This window comes from Streptomyces sp. NPDC048566 (genome assembly GCF_043199735.1).
In the GTDB taxonomy this organism is placed as follows: domain Bacteria; phylum Actinomycetota; class Actinomycetes; order Streptomycetales; family Streptomycetaceae; genus Streptomyces.
Window position 1 is genome coordinate 235,440 of record NZ_JBICWL010000002.1, and the last position, 16,666, is coordinate 252,105.

At 70.9% G+C, this 16,666-nt stretch carries 11 protein-coding genes; 9 read left to right on the forward strand and 2 right to left on the reverse strand.

Annotated elements, in window-relative coordinates; translation table 11 throughout:
- Positions 1-101: 101 nt before the first annotated feature.
- Entirely contained in the window at positions 102-1,547 is a 1,446-nt protein-coding gene (locus ACGFS9_RS04850) for an RICIN domain-containing protein (protein ID WP_393250890.1), read from the reverse strand.
- Between the two features lie 1,170 nt (positions 1,548-2,717).
- Complete coding sequence (locus ACGFS9_RS04855) at positions 2,718-3,716, reverse strand: LacI family DNA-binding transcriptional regulator (protein ID WP_393251267.1); 999 nt, start codon at positions 3,714-3,716, stop codon at positions 2,718-2,720.
- Positions 3,717-3,991: 275 nt separating this feature from the next.
- On the opposite strand from ACGFS9_RS04855, the gene ACGFS9_RS04860 reads away from it, so the two are divergent.
- The 9 genes from ACGFS9_RS04860 (at position 3,992) to ACGFS9_RS04900 (ending at position 16,663) form a co-directional block, all read left to right on the forward strand.
- Positions 3,992-4,918, forward strand: a complete 927-nt coding sequence (locus tag ACGFS9_RS04860; protein ID WP_393250891.1) for a carbohydrate ABC transporter permease — start codon at positions 3,992-3,994, stop codon at positions 4,916-4,918.
- Positions 4,919-4,940: 22 nt separating this feature from the next.
- Positions 4,941-5,885 (forward strand): carbohydrate ABC transporter permease, encoded by a 945-nt coding sequence (locus tag ACGFS9_RS04865; RefSeq protein ID WP_393251268.1) that lies wholly within the window; start codon positions 4,941-4,943, stop codon positions 5,883-5,885.
- A gap of 97 nt (positions 5,886-5,982) precedes the next feature.
- On the forward strand, positions 5,983-7,323 hold the full coding sequence (locus ACGFS9_RS04870) for an ABC transporter substrate-binding protein (protein ID WP_393250892.1): 1,341 nt from the start codon (positions 5,983-5,985) through the stop codon (positions 7,321-7,323).
- Positions 7,324-7,475: 152 nt separating this feature from the next.
- Complete coding sequence (locus tag ACGFS9_RS04875) at positions 7,476-9,227, forward strand: beta-galactosidase family protein (RefSeq protein ID WP_393250893.1); 1,752 nt, start codon at positions 7,476-7,478, stop codon at positions 9,225-9,227.
- Positions 9,228-9,743: 516 nt separating this feature from the next.
- Positions 9,744-10,247 (forward strand): DUF3291 domain-containing protein, encoded by a 504-nt coding sequence (locus tag ACGFS9_RS04880; protein WP_393250894.1) that lies wholly within the window; start codon positions 9,744-9,746, stop codon positions 10,245-10,247.
- A gap of 800 nt (positions 10,248-11,047) precedes the next feature.
- Positions 11,048-11,842: an SGNH/GDSL hydrolase family protein gene (locus ACGFS9_RS04885; protein ID WP_393250895.1), complete on the forward strand. Its 795-nt coding sequence runs from the start codon at positions 11,048-11,050 to the stop codon at positions 11,840-11,842.
- 370 nt (positions 11,843-12,212) lie between these two features.
- Complete coding sequence (locus ACGFS9_RS04890; protein ID WP_393250897.1) at positions 12,213-13,433, forward strand: metallophosphoesterase; 1,221 nt, start codon at positions 12,213-12,215, stop codon at positions 13,431-13,433.
- 310 nt (positions 13,434-13,743) lie between these two features.
- Positions 13,744-14,832 (forward strand): hydrogenase expression protein HypE, encoded by a 1,089-nt coding sequence (locus ACGFS9_RS04895; RefSeq protein WP_393250898.1) that lies wholly within the window; start codon positions 13,744-13,746, stop codon positions 14,830-14,832.
- 49 nt (positions 14,833-14,881) lie between these two features.
- Positions 14,882-16,663 carry a nickel-dependent hydrogenase large subunit gene (locus ACGFS9_RS04900; RefSeq protein WP_393250899.1) on the forward strand — a complete coding sequence of 594 codons (1,782 nt, stop codon included), beginning with the start codon at positions 14,882-14,884 and terminating at the stop codon, positions 16,661-16,663.
- The last annotated feature ends 3 nt before the right edge of the window (positions 16,664-16,666 follow it).

The window sequence follows — 16,666 nt, forward strand, 5'->3', positions numbered from 1 at the left end:
TCGCCGAGAGGGCCGCGCGGCCGGGTGATACGAGCGGGCGGTCATGGGTGGGGCAGGCCCCGACGGGGGGCGGGGCCTGCCCGCTGCGGTCCGGGCGGCGGTCAGACGGCCGTGCGGAGCCACTTCTGGTTGGCGGCGCCGGTGTTGCAGGTCCACTGGATGAGCGGCGTGCCGTCGCTGGTGGACGTGTTGGTGACGTCGAGGCACGTGCCGCTCTGGACTGCGGACAGCTGTACGGTGCTGCCCGAGCCGATCACCCTCCACTGCTGGGCCGAGGTGCCGTTGCAGGTGTTCTGGACGATCGCGACGCCGTCGGCGGTCGAGCCGTCCCGCGCCGCGAGGCACTTGCCGCTGTACCGGGCCACGATCTGCACGCGGGCGTTGCCGACGGGCTTGAGCCAGAACTCCTGGTTGACGCTGCGGTTGCCGCAGCTCCACTGGATGAGGGCGGCGCCGTCGGCGGTGGAGCGGTTGGCGACGTCTGCGCACTTTCCGCTGTGGACCGCGGTGAGCGTCTCCCAGGTCCCCAGGCCCCGCACCGTGCCGGCGGCCGTGTCGATGGTGAGCTTCGGGTAGTAGTCCATGGTCATGGTGGTGGGGGTGGGGAACTTCAGCGGCGCCCAGACGTACCGGGAGTCCTGGACCATGCCGCCCGTGGAGTTGCCCCAGCGGTCGCCCATGTAGAGGTAACTCGTCCCGCTGGCGCCCTGCACCGGCAGGACGTACGCGGTCTGGGAACCGTAGGTGTTCCAGTCGCCGACGTCCTTCAGACCGCTCCAGCTGCCCGTGACGCTGGTCGCGGTGCCGTACTTCTGCTGGTTGGGCGCCCAGCCGGTCGCGCCGGAGGTGAGCAGGAAGTAGACGCCGTTGCGCTTGAACATCGCGGGGGCCTCCCGCGACTGCCCCGCCCACAGCTTCTGCACCTGCGCGTCGATGCCCGTGTAGTCGGCGGTGAGACGGTAGACGTGCAGGTCGGCGTTCTCGTTGGCCGCGGAGATCATGTAGCCCGTGCCGTCGGTGTCGACGAAGGTGGTGATGTCCCGCGACATGTGACCCAGCGGACGGAAGCTGCCCCGCCAGGAGTAGTCACCGTCCACGGTCGAGGAGACCGCCACCGCGGCCCGCGCCTCGGAGTAGTCCGTGGCGCTCCCCTCCTTGTGCATCCACATCACGAACCGACCGGTCGAGGCGTTGTACATGACCTTCGGCCGCTCGATGTTCGCGCCCTGGAGCTCCGGATCCGTCGCCTGGCTCAGCACGTGCTTGCGGAACTCCCACGTCTTCAGGTCGGTGGAACGGTAGGCCGACACGTACCGGAAACTGTTGTCGGCGTTGCGGTCCTCGCCGAACCAGTAGTAGTAGGCGCCCACCTTCACGACTCCGCCGCCGTGGGCGTGGACGGGATTGCCCGCCGGGTCGGTGAACCGGGTGGCGTTGTCGATGGTCACCGACGCGGCATGAGCCGTGCCCATGGCGCCGAAGAAGGACAGGAGAACGGCGCAGAGTGCGGTGAGCACGGCGGCCGTCCCCGAGGATGTGCGTCGCATGATCGCGTACCTCGTGGTCTGGGGAACGTGGAATGTCCGGTGTGGCGGATGGGGCATGCGTAGGCGCACCTCCGGTGCGAGGCGCCTACGGGTACGGGAAGCGCGCCGACGAAATCGCATGCCGGTGAAGGCTGCCGGGCGGGATCCGGCATCACCGACGGAAGGTGAACGCTGCGTTACAGCGAGGTTTCGCCTTGCCATGTTCGCGTTAACTTGTGCGCTTGGGACGAGAGTTTGGGGAGGGCGGCCGGGACTGTCAAGGATCCGGACAAGACTCGTCGAAGTTGACCGATCAGCGATGTTTACGCCAACATGATGGAGCGCGGTCCTGCCGTGCGAACGGTCTTCGACGTCCCCCCGACGGGAGTGCGCACGCATGGTCACGGACGACAGGATGCGATCGACCGGTCGTTTCCCATGACCGTCCGCTCGGCACCACCCGCGCGGACGACCCGATCCCCGCACGGCTCGCAAGGCAGGCTTCCCGGCGAGGTCCATGGGCGTACGCGCTCGGACCGAGGCCGGGTTGTGGGGTGGGGGGGTGGGGGGGGGGGGCGGGCTGCGGCGGGCACCGCATCCCGGGCGCGAGGACGCCGTTGGGGGGGGGGGGGGGGGGGGGGGGGGGGGGGGGGGGGGGGGGGGGGGGGGGGGGGCGGGGGGGGGGGGGGGGGGGGGGGGGGGGGGGGGGGGGGGGGGGGGCGGGCGCCCCCCCCCCCCCCAAAACCGGGCCGGGGCCCTCGACGGCGTCGTGCCGGTCGGGTCGCGGAGGCTCGCCGCGCCCGCCGCCCTCCACACCCGCCGACCCGGCCCGTGGGCGGCGACAGGGCTCACCGCCCCTCGGGCTCACCGTCACACGACGGGAGCCGGAGAGAGCGAACGTCCCCCTCGGGCCACCCCCGACCGCCCGCACCGGGCGGTCCGCGAGCCCTGCGGCTCAACCCGACTCGAAGCCGCTACGCGGACCTCGACGCGAGGCGCTGACACCCGCTCTCGTGGCGGGTCCGAGCGCGGTCCACCGCATTCAGGCGACGAGACCCGAGGTCTGCGCGCCCTCCTCCAGCCCGCGCCCCCGCCGTCCTCGGCCTGTCCGACCCTCCTGCCGCCCCCTTGCCGTGGTGTCCGGTCGGCACGATGCCTGCGGCCCCCTCCCTCCTCCACGGGCATGCGGTCTCACCGCTTCCGTCCGCGCACCCCGGGGGGCGCCGTGCTGCTCCGTTCCACCAGGGTCGTCGCCACGAGCCGAACCCCCGTCACCGTCTCGCCCGCCAACTCCTGCAGGACGGCGTCGACGCACAGCGCTCCGACCTGCGCGAAGTCCTGGTGGACCGTGGTCAGGGGCGGGATGAAGGAGGCCGCCTCGGGGATGTCGTCGAAGCCGACGACGCTGACGTCTTCGGGGACCCGCACGCCGCGTTCATGGAAGGCCCGCAGCACACCGAGGGCCATCTGGTCGTTGGCCACGAAGACCGCCGTGCAGGAATCCTCGTCGGCGAGCCTCAGACCCGCTTCGTAACCCGATGCGGGAGTCCAGTCGCCGTGCAGCACGGGAGGCACCGCGCACCCTTCCTCGCGCAGCGCCACCTCCCACGCCTCGGCGCGACGGCCTGCGGCGAAGGACTCCTGCGGTCCCGCGACGTGCCACACCGTGGAATGGCCGAGGCCGAGCAGATGCCGCACCGCGGAGCGGGCGCCCTGCCGCTGGTCCGTGTCCACCACCGGGAAGCGCCCCGTGGCGTCCGAGTCCACCACGACCACCTTGACATGTGGCGGCAGGGTGAGGGCCGCGGCATCGAGGAGGTGCACCTCCATGATCAGCACGACGGCGTCGACGGCCAACTCGTCGAGGCGGGTGAAGGCCCCCTTGACGTTGTCCTGCGTGGGCGCGTCGAGTGGGATCAGGGTGACCGCGTAGCCGGCGCGGGACGCCGAGCCGGCGACGGCATCCAGGGTCCGGACGTTGCCCGTGCTGGTGAGCCCCCTGATGATGACACCGATGGCTCGGAAGTCACCCCGCTTGAGAGCGCGAGCCGCGCTGTTGGGGCGATATCCCAGCTCCTTCATCGCGTCGAGGACCTTCTCGCGCGTCGCCTCGACGACGGCCGGGTCCCCGTTGGATACACGGGACACCGTCTGCGAGGAGACCCCTGCCAGCCGGGCGACATCCGCCATGGAGACCCGGCGCGGCCTGCCCCGCGCTCCCCGTCGACCGTCGTTCACGGCCATCGACCGACCGGTCGCGTGCTGCTCGGTCACCCGACGCCCTCCCATTCGCTGCCAGTTCGCGCTTGACGCCCCCCAGTGGGAATGTCACCATCAGCTTACCGATGATTGCGTAAACATTTCGCACCGGCCAGCCTTCTTCGCAGGGTCGATTCTCGACCTCAGGCCCCTTCACCTCGTTCCCCGTCTCCCGACCGGTCGGTCACCGACGCTAGGACCACGCCATGACGCTCCTGTCGACGTCAGCACAGACGGCCCCACCTCCCCGCCGCAGATCCCACTTCCGCCTCCGCAAGGAGGCCTGGGTGGGATGGGGGTTCGCAGGCCCGTTCGTCGGGGTCTTCGGTCTGGTGTTTCTCGCGCCGATCGGGTACGCCGTATACCTGAGCCTGTTTCAGGACCGGCTCGTGGGCGGGACCGTGTTCGTCGGCCTCGACAACTACGGCGAGGCGCTCACCGATCCGCGCTTCTGGGACGGACTGGCGCGCGTCGGCCTCTTCCTGCTGGTCCAGGTACCGGTCATGCTCGGCATCGCCCTCCTGGCCGCCTTGGCCATCGACAGCGGCCGCCTCTACGGCAAGACCTTCTTCCGGATCGCGATCTTCCTGCCGTACGCCGTGCCCGCCGTCGTCGCCGGCCTGATCTGGGGCTTCATGTACGGCACACAGTTCGGCCTGGTCGGAAACATCAACGACATCTCCGGGACCTCGTTGCCCGATCCGCTCTCGCCGTCCCTGGTCCTCGCGTCCATCGGCAACATCGTGACCTGGGAGTTCGTCGGCTACAACATGCTGATCTTCTACTCGGCGCTCAAGGTCGTGCCCCGCTCGCTCTACGAGGCCGCGGCCATCGACGGCGCGGGCGAATGGCGGGTGGTGCACTCGGTCAAGCTCCCGGCGATACGAAACGCGCTGGTCATCGCCACGATCTTCTCGATCATCGGCAGCTTCCAGCTCTTCAACGAGCCCAGCATCCTGCAGAAGCTCGCCCCCAACGCCATCACCAGCGACTTCACCCCCAACCTCTACACCTACTCGCTGTCCTTCTCGGGCCAGCAGCACAACTACGCGGCGACCGTGGCCATCGTGATGGGTGTCATCACCGCGATCATCGCCTACGCGGTCCAGTTGCGCGGCATGCGGAAGGGCTGAGCAGATGACCACCTCCCTCGCCATGACGGCGGGCGCCGAAGCCGCCGGGCCCAGCCGATCGACCGCGGCCGCCTCCGGGCCCTCCGCGCCCCAGCGCCGCAAGCGGCGCCCGCACACCCCCCTGAACCCCCGCCCCAGCATGCCGCTGACGCTCGTCACGGGCCTGGTCCTCGTCTACACCCTGCTCCCGCTGGCCTGGCTGCTCATCAACGCCACCAAGGACCAGCGGGGCCTGCTCGACTCCTTCGGCCTGTGGTTCGCCGACGACACGCACTTCTGGGACAACATCGGCCGGACCCTCACCTACGACGACGGCGTCTTCGTCCGCTGGTTCCTCAACACCCTGCTGTACGTCGCCGCCGGCGCGGGCGGCGCCACGGTCCTGGCCGTCCTGGGCGGCTACGCCCTGGCCAAGTACGAGTTCCCCGGCCGCAAGGCAGTCTTCGCGGTCGTCATCGGCGCCGTGGCCGTGCCCGGCACCGCGCTCGCCGTCCCCACCTTCCTGATGTTCAGCTCCATGGGCCTGACCAATACCCCCTGGGCCGTCATCATCCCCTCCCTGATCTCCCCCTTCGGCCTCTACCTCATGTGGGTCTTCGCCGCCGAGGCCGTCCCCACCGAGCTCCTGGAGGCCGCCCGCATCGACGGCTCCGGCGAGTTGCGCACCTTCTTCACCATCGCGCTGCCGCTGCTCACCCCGGGCATCGTCACCGTCGCGCTGTTCTCCATGGTCGCGACCTGGAACAACTACTTCCTGCCGCTGATCATGATCAAGGACCCCGACTGGTACCCGCTGACCCTCGGGCTCAACGCCTGGAACGCCCAGGCCCAGACCGCCGGCGGCGAGGCCGTCTTCGACCTCATCATCACCGGCTCCCTCCTCACGATCGTGCCGATCGTGGCCGTCTTCCTCCTCCTCCAGCGGTACTGGCAGTCCGGCCTGGCCGCCGGCAGCGTCAAGGAATGACCGGCCGCCGGAAAGGGCGGGCGCCGACCGCCTCTCCCTGATCCACCCCTCTCCCGGAAGTTCCGCCCACCCGCACCACCGACCAGGAGCACCTCCCATGCGCATGCACACCACCCGCAGACTGCTCGGCGCGATCGCCGTGGCCGCCACGCTCACGCTGACCGCCACGGCCTGCGGCCCCGACGCCTCGGACACGGGGGCCGGCGACAGCGGTCCGAAGGACGTCAACGCTGCACTGGAGAAGGGCGGCAAGATTACCGTGTGGGCCTGGGAACCCACCCTCAAGAAGGTCGCGGAGGACTTCGAGAAGAAGTACCCCAAGGTCGACGTCGAACTCGTCAACGCGGGCACCGGCGACAAGCAGTACACCGCCCTGCAGAACGCGATAGCCGCCGGCTCCGGCGCCCCCGACGTCGCCCAGGTCGAGTACTACGCGCTGGGCCAGTTCACCATCGGCAAGTCCGTGGAGGACCTCTCCTCCTACGGCGCCCGGAAGTACGGCACCAGCTTCACCGGCGGCCCCTGGAACGCGGTCACCGAGAACAAGGCGATCTACGCGCTGCCCATGGACTCCGGGCCGATGGCGTTCTTCTACAACAAGAAGGTGTTCGACAAGCACGGCATCAAGGTGCCGACCACCTGGGACGAGTACGTGGAGGCCGCCCGTGCCCTGCACAAGGCGGACCCCAGGATCTTCATCACCAACGACACCGGCGATGCCGGCGCCACCACCAGCCTGATCTGGCAGGCCGGCGGCCGCCCCTACCAGAGCGACGGCACCGATGTCACCGTCGACTTCGGCGACGAGGGCACCCGGAAGTACGCCGCCACCTGGCAGAAGCTCCTCGACGACAAGCTCCTCGCGCCCGTCAGCTCCTGGAGCGACGCCTGGTACAAGGGCCTGGCCGACGGCTCCATCGCCACTCTGTCCATCGGCGCCTGGATGCCCGCCAACCTCACCTCGGGCGTCGCCTCCGCCTCCGGCGACTGGCGCGTCGCCCCGCTCCCCCAGTGGGCCAAGGGCGACAAGGTCAGCGCCGAGAACGGCGGCAGCTCCCTGGCCGTCCCCAAGGCCGCCAAGAACAAGGAACTCGCCTACGCCTTCACCGAGTACGCCACCACCGGAACCGGCGCGAGCGCCCGCGTTGCCGCAGGCGCCTTCCCGGCCACCCGCGCAGACCTGGAGTCGAAGGCCTTCCTCGACACCAAGTTCCCGTACTTCGGCGGTCAGCAGGCCAACCAGATCTTCGCCGAGTCCGCCCGCAACGTCGGCGCGGACTGGTCCTACCTGCCCTTCCAGGTCTACGCCAACTCGATCTTCAACGACACCGTCGGCAAGGCCTACGTCTCCGCGACCAAGCTCTCCGACGGCCTGAAGGCCTGGCAGGACGCCAGCGTCAAGTACGGCAAGGACCAAGGCTTCACCGTCAACAAGTAATCCCACGCCGCTGGGGCGGAGCCACATCGCGGCTCCGCCCCGGCGACCGCGTGGAGGGGGCTCGCCATACGCTGTATGTTTGCGTAAACAAGCCAGGTCGGGATGACATCCCGGCCCTGCACGATCCTTCACCTACAGGAGCACACCAGCGCATGCCCGATCTCCAGATAGACAAGGCCGGATTCCTGCTCGACGGCCGGCCCTTCCGCTTCCTGGCCGGCGGGCTGCACTACTTCCGGGTACACCCCGAGCAGTGGCAGGATCGGCTCCGCAAGGCCCGACTCATGGGCCTCAACACCGTCGAGACCTACGTCCCCTGGAACCTGCACCAGCCGCGCCCCGACCGTTTCGTGATGGACGGCGGGCTCGACCTCCCCCGCTTCCTCGATCTCGCCGCCGCCGAAGGACTCCACGTCCTGCTGCGGCCCGGCCCGTACATCTGCGCGGAGTGGGAGGGCGGCGGTCTGCCCTCGTGGCTGCTCACCGAGCCGGACATCCAGCTGCGCTCCCGCGACCCGCGGTTCCTGGCGGCGGTGGACCACTTCTTCGACCGCTTGCTCACCCCCCTCCGGCCGTACCTCGCCTCCCAGGGCGGTCCGATCCTGGCCGTGCAGGTGGAGAACGAGTACGGGGCCTACGGCGACGACACCGCCTACTTGGAGCACATCGCCGACTCGCTGCGCGCCTGCGGGGTCGACGTCCCCTTCTTCACCTGCGACCAGCCGGTCGACCTGGAGCGGGGCGCCCTACCCGGCGTCCTCGCCACCGCCAACTTCGGCAGCCGATCGGCCGAACACCTGACCGCCCTGCGGGCGCGGCGCCCCGAGGGGCCGCTGATGACGGCGGAGTTCTGGATCGGCTGGTTCGACCGGTGGGGCGCGCACCACGTGGTCCGCGACCCCGAGGACGCAGCCCGCGAGCTCGACGAACTCCTCGCCACCGGCGCCTCGGTCAACTTCTACATGTTCCATGGCGGCACCAACTTCGGTTTCACCAACGGCGCCAACGACAAGCACACCTACCGGCCCACCGTGACGTCGTACGACTACGACGCCCCGCTCGACGAGGCCGGGGACCCGACGCAGAAGTACGCCGCCTTCCGCGACATCATCGCCGCGTACGCACCCGTGCCGGACGGCCCCGTTCCTTCTCCCGGCGCCAAACTGACCGTCCCGGCTGTGACGTTGACGGAGAGCGCCGAGCTGCTGTCGAGCGCGGCCGAGCTGGCGCCGCGGATCGGCTCCCGCCGGCCGCTGACCATGGAGGAGCTGGAGCAGGACTTCGGCTTCGTCCTGTACGAGACCACCCTGACCGTCCAGGGCCCGGCGCTCCTGGAGATCGAGCACGTCCGCGACCGCGCCCAGGTCTTCGTCGACGGGCAGCCGGTGGGCGTCCTGGAGCGTGAGAACCACGAGCATGCCCTCGCCTTCACCGTTCCACGGGCCGGCAGCGCGCTCTCGATCCTGGTGGAGAACCAGGGGCGGGTGAACTACGGACAGGGCATCCACGACCGCAAGGGCCTGCTCGGCAAGGTCCTCCTCGACGGCGCCGAGCCGACGGCCTGGACGAACCGACCGCTCCCGCTGACCGCGCTGGACGGCGTTCCCTTCGCGGCCATCACGACGACGCCCGTGGGGCCCGCATTCCACCGGGGCACCTTCGAGGTCGCCGAGGCGGCCGACACCTTCCTGCACCTCGACGGCTGGACCAAGGGCAATGCCTGGGTCAACGGCTTTCCCCTCGGCCGCTACTGGTCCCGCGGCCCGCAAAGGTCCCTGTACGTTCCGGCCCCCGTCCTGTGCGCCGGTACGAACGAGATCGTCGTCCTGGAACTCCACGCGGGCCCCCGGAGCCGTACCGTCGCCTTCCGCGGCGCGCCCGACCTCGGCCCCACCGATGAGTAGGAGCCCCCGGCGACACCGGGGCTCGGGCGCGTCTCCCGTGCGCCGCGGCCCCGGCTTTCGTTCCCCGCCCGGCCCTCCCACGTGGTGAGAGGGCTCTTCGCCGTCTCGGCGGGTTCGCGCGGTACGTGCACACCGTGCAGGACGGCCCGTGAGGGGCGGTGGCCTGCCCCCGCGGGGGGAAGGTCAGGGTGACGCCGCCCAGGGCCTGTACGGCGCCGATGCGCTTGACGACGTCCTCGACGGCGACACCGCCGCCTGGGGTCGTCGGCCTTGGGCGGGGCGGGTGCCGGAGGCCACACGGAGGGCGCGAACGCAACGTCGACAGGGCCTCCACCAGCGGCTACGTTCACCACCTCGTCCTCGGCGATCCCCGACCGCCGGAAGGGGGGACGTCGGCCGAGTGCGCCCCCGACCAGGCGGGAGGGCGGGGTCGAACGCGCCCCCTCCCCACAGGGCCCAGGCCCCGCTCCGCCCCGCTGTGCCCAGCCCCGCCAACTCCGCCACCAGGGAGAACCCGTGCCCCATGTCGCGCTGTACACGTTCGGCGTCCTGAAGAAGCCCCTCGCCGATCCCGCGCCCCTCACCCGCCTGTTCCACGACGGCGCGGGCGCCGTCTACCGGGAGATCGCCCGGCACCCCGGCTACCTCGCTCGCGCCGAACCGGTGGACGCCCGCCCGGGCACGCACTTCGAGCTGGACTGGGGGACGTGGGGCGCGTTCGCCGTCCCGGGCTGGTACCGGAAGGGCCAGACGGGCGAGACCATCGCGCTGGCCGCGACCCTCTCGCTGTGGACCGATCCGCGCTCCGCCGCCGACGCCGTCCACACCGGTCTGCACCGTGCGGCGCTGAAGAGGCGTCACGACTGGTTCGAGCGAACGGCGCACCCGCCGCACGTGCTCTGGTGGGTCCGTGACGGCGCGACACCCACCTGGCGGGACGGGGTCGACCGGCTGGAGCACCTCCACGACCACGGCTCGACACAGCACGCCTTCACCTTCAGCCACCCGGGCTCGTCCTGAGCGCCCAGGCGCCGGGGCGTCGGTGCGGTGCGGTGCGGTGCCGGCAGGGCGTCCCTTCCCGGCGGCCGGTACCCACCGCCGCGCCGGCGGGTTCCGGGCGGTGGGCGCGTTGCTACGCGCGTAAATTTCTGCGTCCTACATCTTGCCGACACTCGTTGAAGTCACGACACTTCAAAGCAGTACTGAACTTGTCAGGAGCACGTCCAGTACCCCATCGATGGTTCGCTTCGCCCCCCACGCCCCTCTGACCCGCACCCCCACACTCAGGAGCACCCATGCGGATCACGAAGCACGGCACCGCGAGAAGCGCGGGAACCACCGGCGCGCAGGCCGGCGCGGTCGAGGAGATCGCCGCGTCCGCCGCCCCTCCCCCACCTCGACCTTCCTGACCCCCGACTCCCGCGCCGCGAACCCCTCCGGCGTGCAGCGCGTCCACCACATGCGCGTCCGGGGCCTGGCCGCACGCACCCAGCCCCCACCTCCGGGCCCGTGATCCGCACGACGGGCACACGGGAGGCCGACAGGCACTGACGAGCCGCCCGTCGGTCCCACCCGCACACCCCTCCGGACCACACCCCCACCACCTCTCCGCACCCGCTCGCGCGCCCACCCACGCCCCACGCGCGCCTGCCCCACACCGCTGCGGCCTGCCCTCCTACCGGCCGCGGCACCCCTGCACCCCCCGCCCAACACGGGGGTTGACCTGTCATGCCCATGCCATGTCACGTCAAGCGCCCCACGCCCCGCAGCCCTCGCCGCCCGCCGTCCGGCAGAACGCGGCATCCCTTCATGGAGGTCCCGTGAGATCGACCAAGTCGCTGTCCCTGCTCGCAGCCCTCGGCACCGCGGTGCTGCTCAGCCTCGGCCTGAGCACCCCGGCCGAGGCGGCCGGACCCGTGTACGTCGCGCTCGGCGACTCGTACTCCGCGGGCAACGGCGCGGGCAACTACGACAGCGCGAGCGGCGGTTGCCACCGCAGCTTCAACGCCTACCCCTACCTGTGGAAGAACGCGCACGCCCCGTCCTCGTTCGCGAACACGTCGTGCTCGGGCGCCGTCACCACGGACGTGACGAACTCCCAGCTCGGGCCGCTGAGTTCGGCCACCACGCTGGTCTCCATCACGATCGGCGGCAACGACGCCGGCTTCTCCGACGTCATGACGGCCTGCGCGACGGACTCGGACTCCGACTGCGTCAACCGCGTCAACCAGGCGGAGACCTACGCACGCAACACCCTGCCCGCACGCCTGGACGCCACCTACAACGCGATCCGGGCCAAGGCCCCCAACGCCAAGGTCGTCGTCCTGGGCTATCCGCACCTGTACACCCTCAACGTCTTCTGCATCGGACTCAGCGACACCAAGCACCGGAAGATCGACGAGGCCTCCGACGTGCTCGACAGCGTCATCCAGACGAGGGCCGCCGCCCACGGGTTCACCTTCGGTGACGTCCGCACCACCTTCAACGGGCACGAACTGTGCTCCGGCGACAACTGGCTGCACTCCATCGTGATCTCCCCGACGTGGGAGTCGTACCACCCCACCGCCACCGGCCACGCCTCCGGCTTCTACCCCGTCCTCAACGCCAAGAGCTGACACGGCGGCCGGCGACCGCCGCGCGCCGGCCGTCCCGCAACCCCTCGGGCCTCGCGCCCTCGCAGAGGCGGTGCCCCCCTCGCCGGAGCGAGCGGGGGCACCTCGGGGTCGGTGCGGCCGACGCCGTGCCGTGCTCCCGCCGTGCTCCCCCTCGACCACGCCCTCGGACCGCCCGACGTGTTCGCCCGCCGCATCGCTCGCAACACCTCCACCGCCGTGCCCGGTGCGGCAGCAGCGGAGTACCGTCGTCACCACGGCGCCCCAGGACCGCGCACTCCCCACCAGGAGGACCACGCGACCCCGTCCGTCCCGGCGTTCGTGGACCGCCGGACACCGTGCGCGCGGGCAATCCGGCCGTGGGAGGGGAAGCGTGACCGAGACCGACAACACCCGATCCGCCGACGAGGCGACGACGACGCGGCGGCGGAACCTGCTGCACCGGCTGCTGCGCCACCTGCCCCTGATCGCCCCCGTCCTGCTCTGGGCCGTGCCCTACGGGGTGCTGTTCCACACCGGCCAGCACTGGCCGGTCCCCGTCACCTCGACCGGCACCGCGGTCTTCGCCCTCGGACTGATCGGCATGCCGCTCGCGATGGCGCGCGGCCACGGCCGCCGGCAGCAGGACCGGGCGGCCATCGCGGGCGACACGCTGCTGGGTGTCAGCTGGGTCCTGTTCACCTGGAGCGTGCTCCTCGGCGTCCTGCTGCGGCCCGCGCTGGCGGTGGCCGGCGTCGGTGACGGCCAGGAGCGGGCACGCATCACCGCCTGGGCCGTCCTCGGCACGGCCGCCGCCCTCCTCGCCTGGGGCCATGCCGAGGCCCGCCGCGTCCCGCGGGTGCGCCGGCTCGACGTGCACCTGGACCGTCTGGGGGCGGGGCTGGACGGCACACGGGTCGCCCTCATCACCGACACGCACTACGGCCCGCTCGACCGCGCCCGCTGGTCGGCGCGTGTGTGCGAGACGGTGAACGGCCTGGACGCCGATCTGGTCTGCCACACCGGCGACATCGCCGACGGCACGGCCGAACGGCGCCACGCCCAGGCCGCCCCGCTCGGTGCGGTGCGGGCCCGCCGGGCGCGCGTCTACGTCACCGGCAACCACGAGTACTACAGCGAAGCCCAGGGCTGGGTCGACCTCATGGACGAGTTGGGCTGGCAGCCGCTGCGCAACCGCCACCTGCTCCTGGAGCGCGGCGGGGACACGCTCGTGGTGGCCGGCGTGGACGACGTCACCGCCGAGTCCTCCGGCCTGGCCGGTCACCGCGCCCACCTCGCCGGCGCCCTGGCGGGCGCCGACCCCGATCTGCCCGTCCTGCTCCTGGCCCACCAGCCCGCGTTCGTGGACCGGGCGGCGGCAGGCGGTGTCGACCTCCAGCTCTCCGGCCACACCCACGGCGGCCAGATCTGGCCCTTCCACCATCTGGTCCGCCTCGACCAGCCCGCCCTCGCCGGGCTCAGCCGCCACGGCACCCGGACCCTCCTCTACACCAGCCGGGGCACCGGGTTCTGGGGCCCTCCGTTCCGCGTCTTCGCCCCGAGCGAGATCACCCTGCTGGTGCTCCGCGCCGCGCGGGAGGCGGCCCCGGCATAGTGCCGGGGCGGGCTCCGTCACCTGCGCCGCCCGCGCCCCCGTTCCCGGGCCGGCCCCGATCCCCGCCCTGACGCGGCTGCCCCCGCGCACGCTCCAGCCCCTCGGGGCCGCCGCGCCGACCCGCCTCGCCGCAGCGGGGCGGGTCGGCGCGCGCCTCGGGCCGGGTCCCGGGGCGCGGTCACGCCCGACGGCGCAGTGCGCCGAGGCGATAGGGCCCGTTCGCACTTACCTCACGGCTCCCGCTCCGCCACCATGGAGAAGGCAGTCTGGTTGCATATGGCCGGATTCGGCTGATTTCCCTGGAGGGCTCATGGACGCCCCGACCGCGACGACGACCGATTCCGTCGCACAGGACGCCGCGCAGGAAGACACCGACCCGACGGTCCACATCCTCTGGATCAACGCCGGGCTGAGCTGCGACGGGGACTCGGTGTCCCTGACCGCGGCGACCCAGCCGAGCATCGAGGAGCTGGCTCTCGGCGCCCTGCCGGGCCTGCCCAAGGTGGCGGTGCACTGGCCCCTGATCGACTTCGAGTGCGGCCCCGTGGAGGGAGCCGACACCTTCGTCGAGTGGTTCTTCAAGGCCGACCGCGGAGAGCTGGAGCCCTTCGTGCTGGTCGTCGAGGGGTCCATACCGAACGAACGGGTCAAGCCCGAGGGCTACTGGTGCGGCTTCGGGGACGACCCGCAAACGGGTCAGCCGATCACCACCAGTGAGTGGCTGGACCGGCTCACCCCGAAGGCACTCGCCGTGGTGGCCATCGGGACCTGCGCGACGTACGGCGGAATCCACGCGATGGCCGGGAACCCGACCGGGGCGATGGGCGTGCCGGACTACCTCGGGTGGGACTGGACGTCGAAGGCGGGCATCCCGATCGTCTGCATTCCGGGCTGCCCCGTGCACCCCGACAACGCCTCCGAGACCCTGCTCTACCTGCTCTACCAGGCGGCGGGCGCGGCACCCATGATCCCGCTGGACGAGGAGCTGCGGCCGACCTGGCTGTTCGGCGCCACGGTGCACGAGGGCTGCGACCGGGCCGGCTACTACGAGCAGGGGCAGTTCGCCACCGAGTACGGCTCGCCGGAGTGCCTGGTCAAGCTGGGCTGCTGGGGTCCGGTGGTCAAGTGCAACGTGCCCAAGCGCGGCTGGATCAACGGCGTCGGCGGCTGCCCGAACGTCGGCGGGATCTGCATCGCCTGCACCATGCCGGGCTTCCCCGACAAGTTCATGCCGTTCATGGACGAACCGCCGGGCGGCCACGTGTCGGCGACGGCGAGCGGCGTCTACGGCTCGGTGGTGCGGCGGCTGCGGCACATCACCGAGAAGACCGTCGAGAAGGAACCCCGGTGGCGGGGCAAGGGCGAGAAGCTCACGACCGGCTACAAGGCCCCGTGGTGAACACGGTCATCCGCTGAGCGGAACACCGACAGGAAGGCGGCGCGGCACCATGGCGACGGCGACGAACAAGCCGGCCGGTGACGGCCTCACGGAGATGTCGTGGGACCCGATCACCCGCATCGTGGGCAGTCTCGGCATCCACACCAAGATCGACTTCAAGGCGAAGCGGGTGGCGGAGTGCTACAGCACCTCGTCCGTGTTCCGCGGGTACAGCGTGTTCATGCGCGGCAAGGACCCGCGCGACGCTCACTTCATCACCAGCAGGATCTGCGGGATCTGCGGCGACAACCACGCCACCTGCTCGGTGTACGCGCAGAACATGGCGTACGGGGTGGCACCGCCGGCCCTCGGCGAGTGGATCGTCAACCTCGGCGAGGCCGCGGAGTACATGTTCGACCACAACATCTTCCAGGAGAACCTGGTCGGTGTGGACTACTGCGAGCGGATGGTCCGCGAGACCAACCCCGGCGTGCTGGAACTCGCCGAACGCACCGAGGCCCCGCACGCGGGCGACCACGGCTACCGCACCATCGCCGACATCATGCGCTCCCTCAACCCGCTGGAGGGCGAGTTCTACCGGGAGGCCCTCCAGGTCAGCCGGTACACACGGGAGATGTTCTGCCTGATGGAGGGCCGCCACGTGCACCCCTCCACGCTCTACCCGGGCGGTGTGGGCACGGTCGCGACGATCCAGCTGTTCACCGACTACCTGACCCGCCTCACCCGGTACGTGGAGTTCATGAAGCGGGTCGTCCCGCTGCACGACGACCTCTTCGACTTCTTCTACGAGGCGCTGCCCGGTTACGAGGAGGTCGGCCGGCGCCGGGTGCTGCTGGGCTGCTGGGGCGCGCTCAACGACCCGGAGTACTGCGACTTCCGCTACGACACGATGGAGGACTGGGGCCGCAGGATGTTCGTCACCCCGGGCGTCGTGGTGGACGGCGAACTCGTCACCAACAGCCTGGTGGACATCAACCTCGGCATCCGCATCCTGCTCGGCAGTTCGTACTACGAGGACTGGGCCGGCATGGCGAAGTTCGTCGAACGGGACCCGCTGGGCAACCCCGTCGACGAGCGGCACCCCTGGAACCAGCACACGATCCCCGCGCCGCAGAAGCGCGACTTCGAGGACAAGTACAGCTGGGTGATGTCACCGCGCTGGTTCGACGGCAAGGACCACCTCGCGCTGGACACGGGTGGCGGTCCGATCGCCCGCCTGTGGTCGACGGCGCTGTCCGGGCTGGTCGACATCGGCTACGTGAAGGCGACCGGGCACAGTGTGCAGATCAACCTGCCGCGCACCATGACCAAGCCGGAGATGGCCCTGGAGTGGCGTATCCCCCGGTGGAGCAACGCCCTGGAACGCAACCGGGCCCGCACCTACTTCCAGGCCTACGCCGCGGCGGCCGCGCTCCACTTCGCCGAGCGGGCGATGGAGGAGATCCGGGCGGGGCGCACCCAGACCTGGGAGAAGTTCGACGTGCCGGACGAGTCGATCGGCTGCGGCTTCACGGAGGCCGTGCGGGGCGTCCTCTCCCACCACATGGTGATCCGGGACGGCAAGATCGCCAACTACCACCCGTATCCGCCGACTCCGTGGAACGGCAGTGTGCGCGACAGCTACGGCACCCCGGGCCCCTACGAGGACGCGGTGCAGAACACGCCCGTCTTCGAGGAGAACCCGCCCGAGACCTTCAAGGGCATCGACATCATGCGGGCCGTCCGCAGCTTCGACCCCTGCCTGCCGTGCGGCGTGCACATGTACGTCGGCGGCGGACGGACCGTCGAGGAGACGCACATGCCGACCGGGCTGAGCGGACTGGCGGTCTGACCT

Bases quoted from the DNA above. Each gene is read 5' to 3' on its own strand.
- ACGFS9_RS04850 (WP_393250890.1), bottom strand. From the start codon at position 1,547: ATGCGACGCACATCCTCGGGGACGGCCGCCGTGCTCACCGCACTCTGC.
- ACGFS9_RS04855 (WP_393251267.1), bottom strand. From the start codon at position 3,716: ATGGCGGATGTCGCCCGGCTGGCAGGGGTCTCCTCGCAGACGGTGTCC.
- ACGFS9_RS04860 (WP_393250891.1), top strand. From the start codon at position 3,992: ATGACGCTCCTGTCGACGTCAGCACAGACGGCCCCACCTCCCCGCCGC.
- ACGFS9_RS04865 (WP_393251268.1), top strand. From the start codon at position 4,941: ATGACGGCGGGCGCCGAAGCCGCCGGGCCCAGCCGATCGACCGCGGCC.
- ACGFS9_RS04870 (WP_393250892.1), top strand. From the start codon at position 5,983: ATGCGCATGCACACCACCCGCAGACTGCTCGGCGCGATCGCCGTGGCC.
- ACGFS9_RS04875 (WP_393250893.1), top strand. From the start codon at position 7,476: ATGCCCGATCTCCAGATAGACAAGGCCGGATTCCTGCTCGACGGCCGG.
- ACGFS9_RS04895 (WP_393250898.1), top strand. From the start codon at position 13,744: ATGGACGCCCCGACCGCGACGACGACCGATTCCGTCGCACAGGACGCC.
- ACGFS9_RS04900 (WP_393250899.1), top strand. From the start codon at position 14,882: ATGGCGACGGCGACGAACAAGCCGGCCGGTGACGGCCTCACGGAGATG.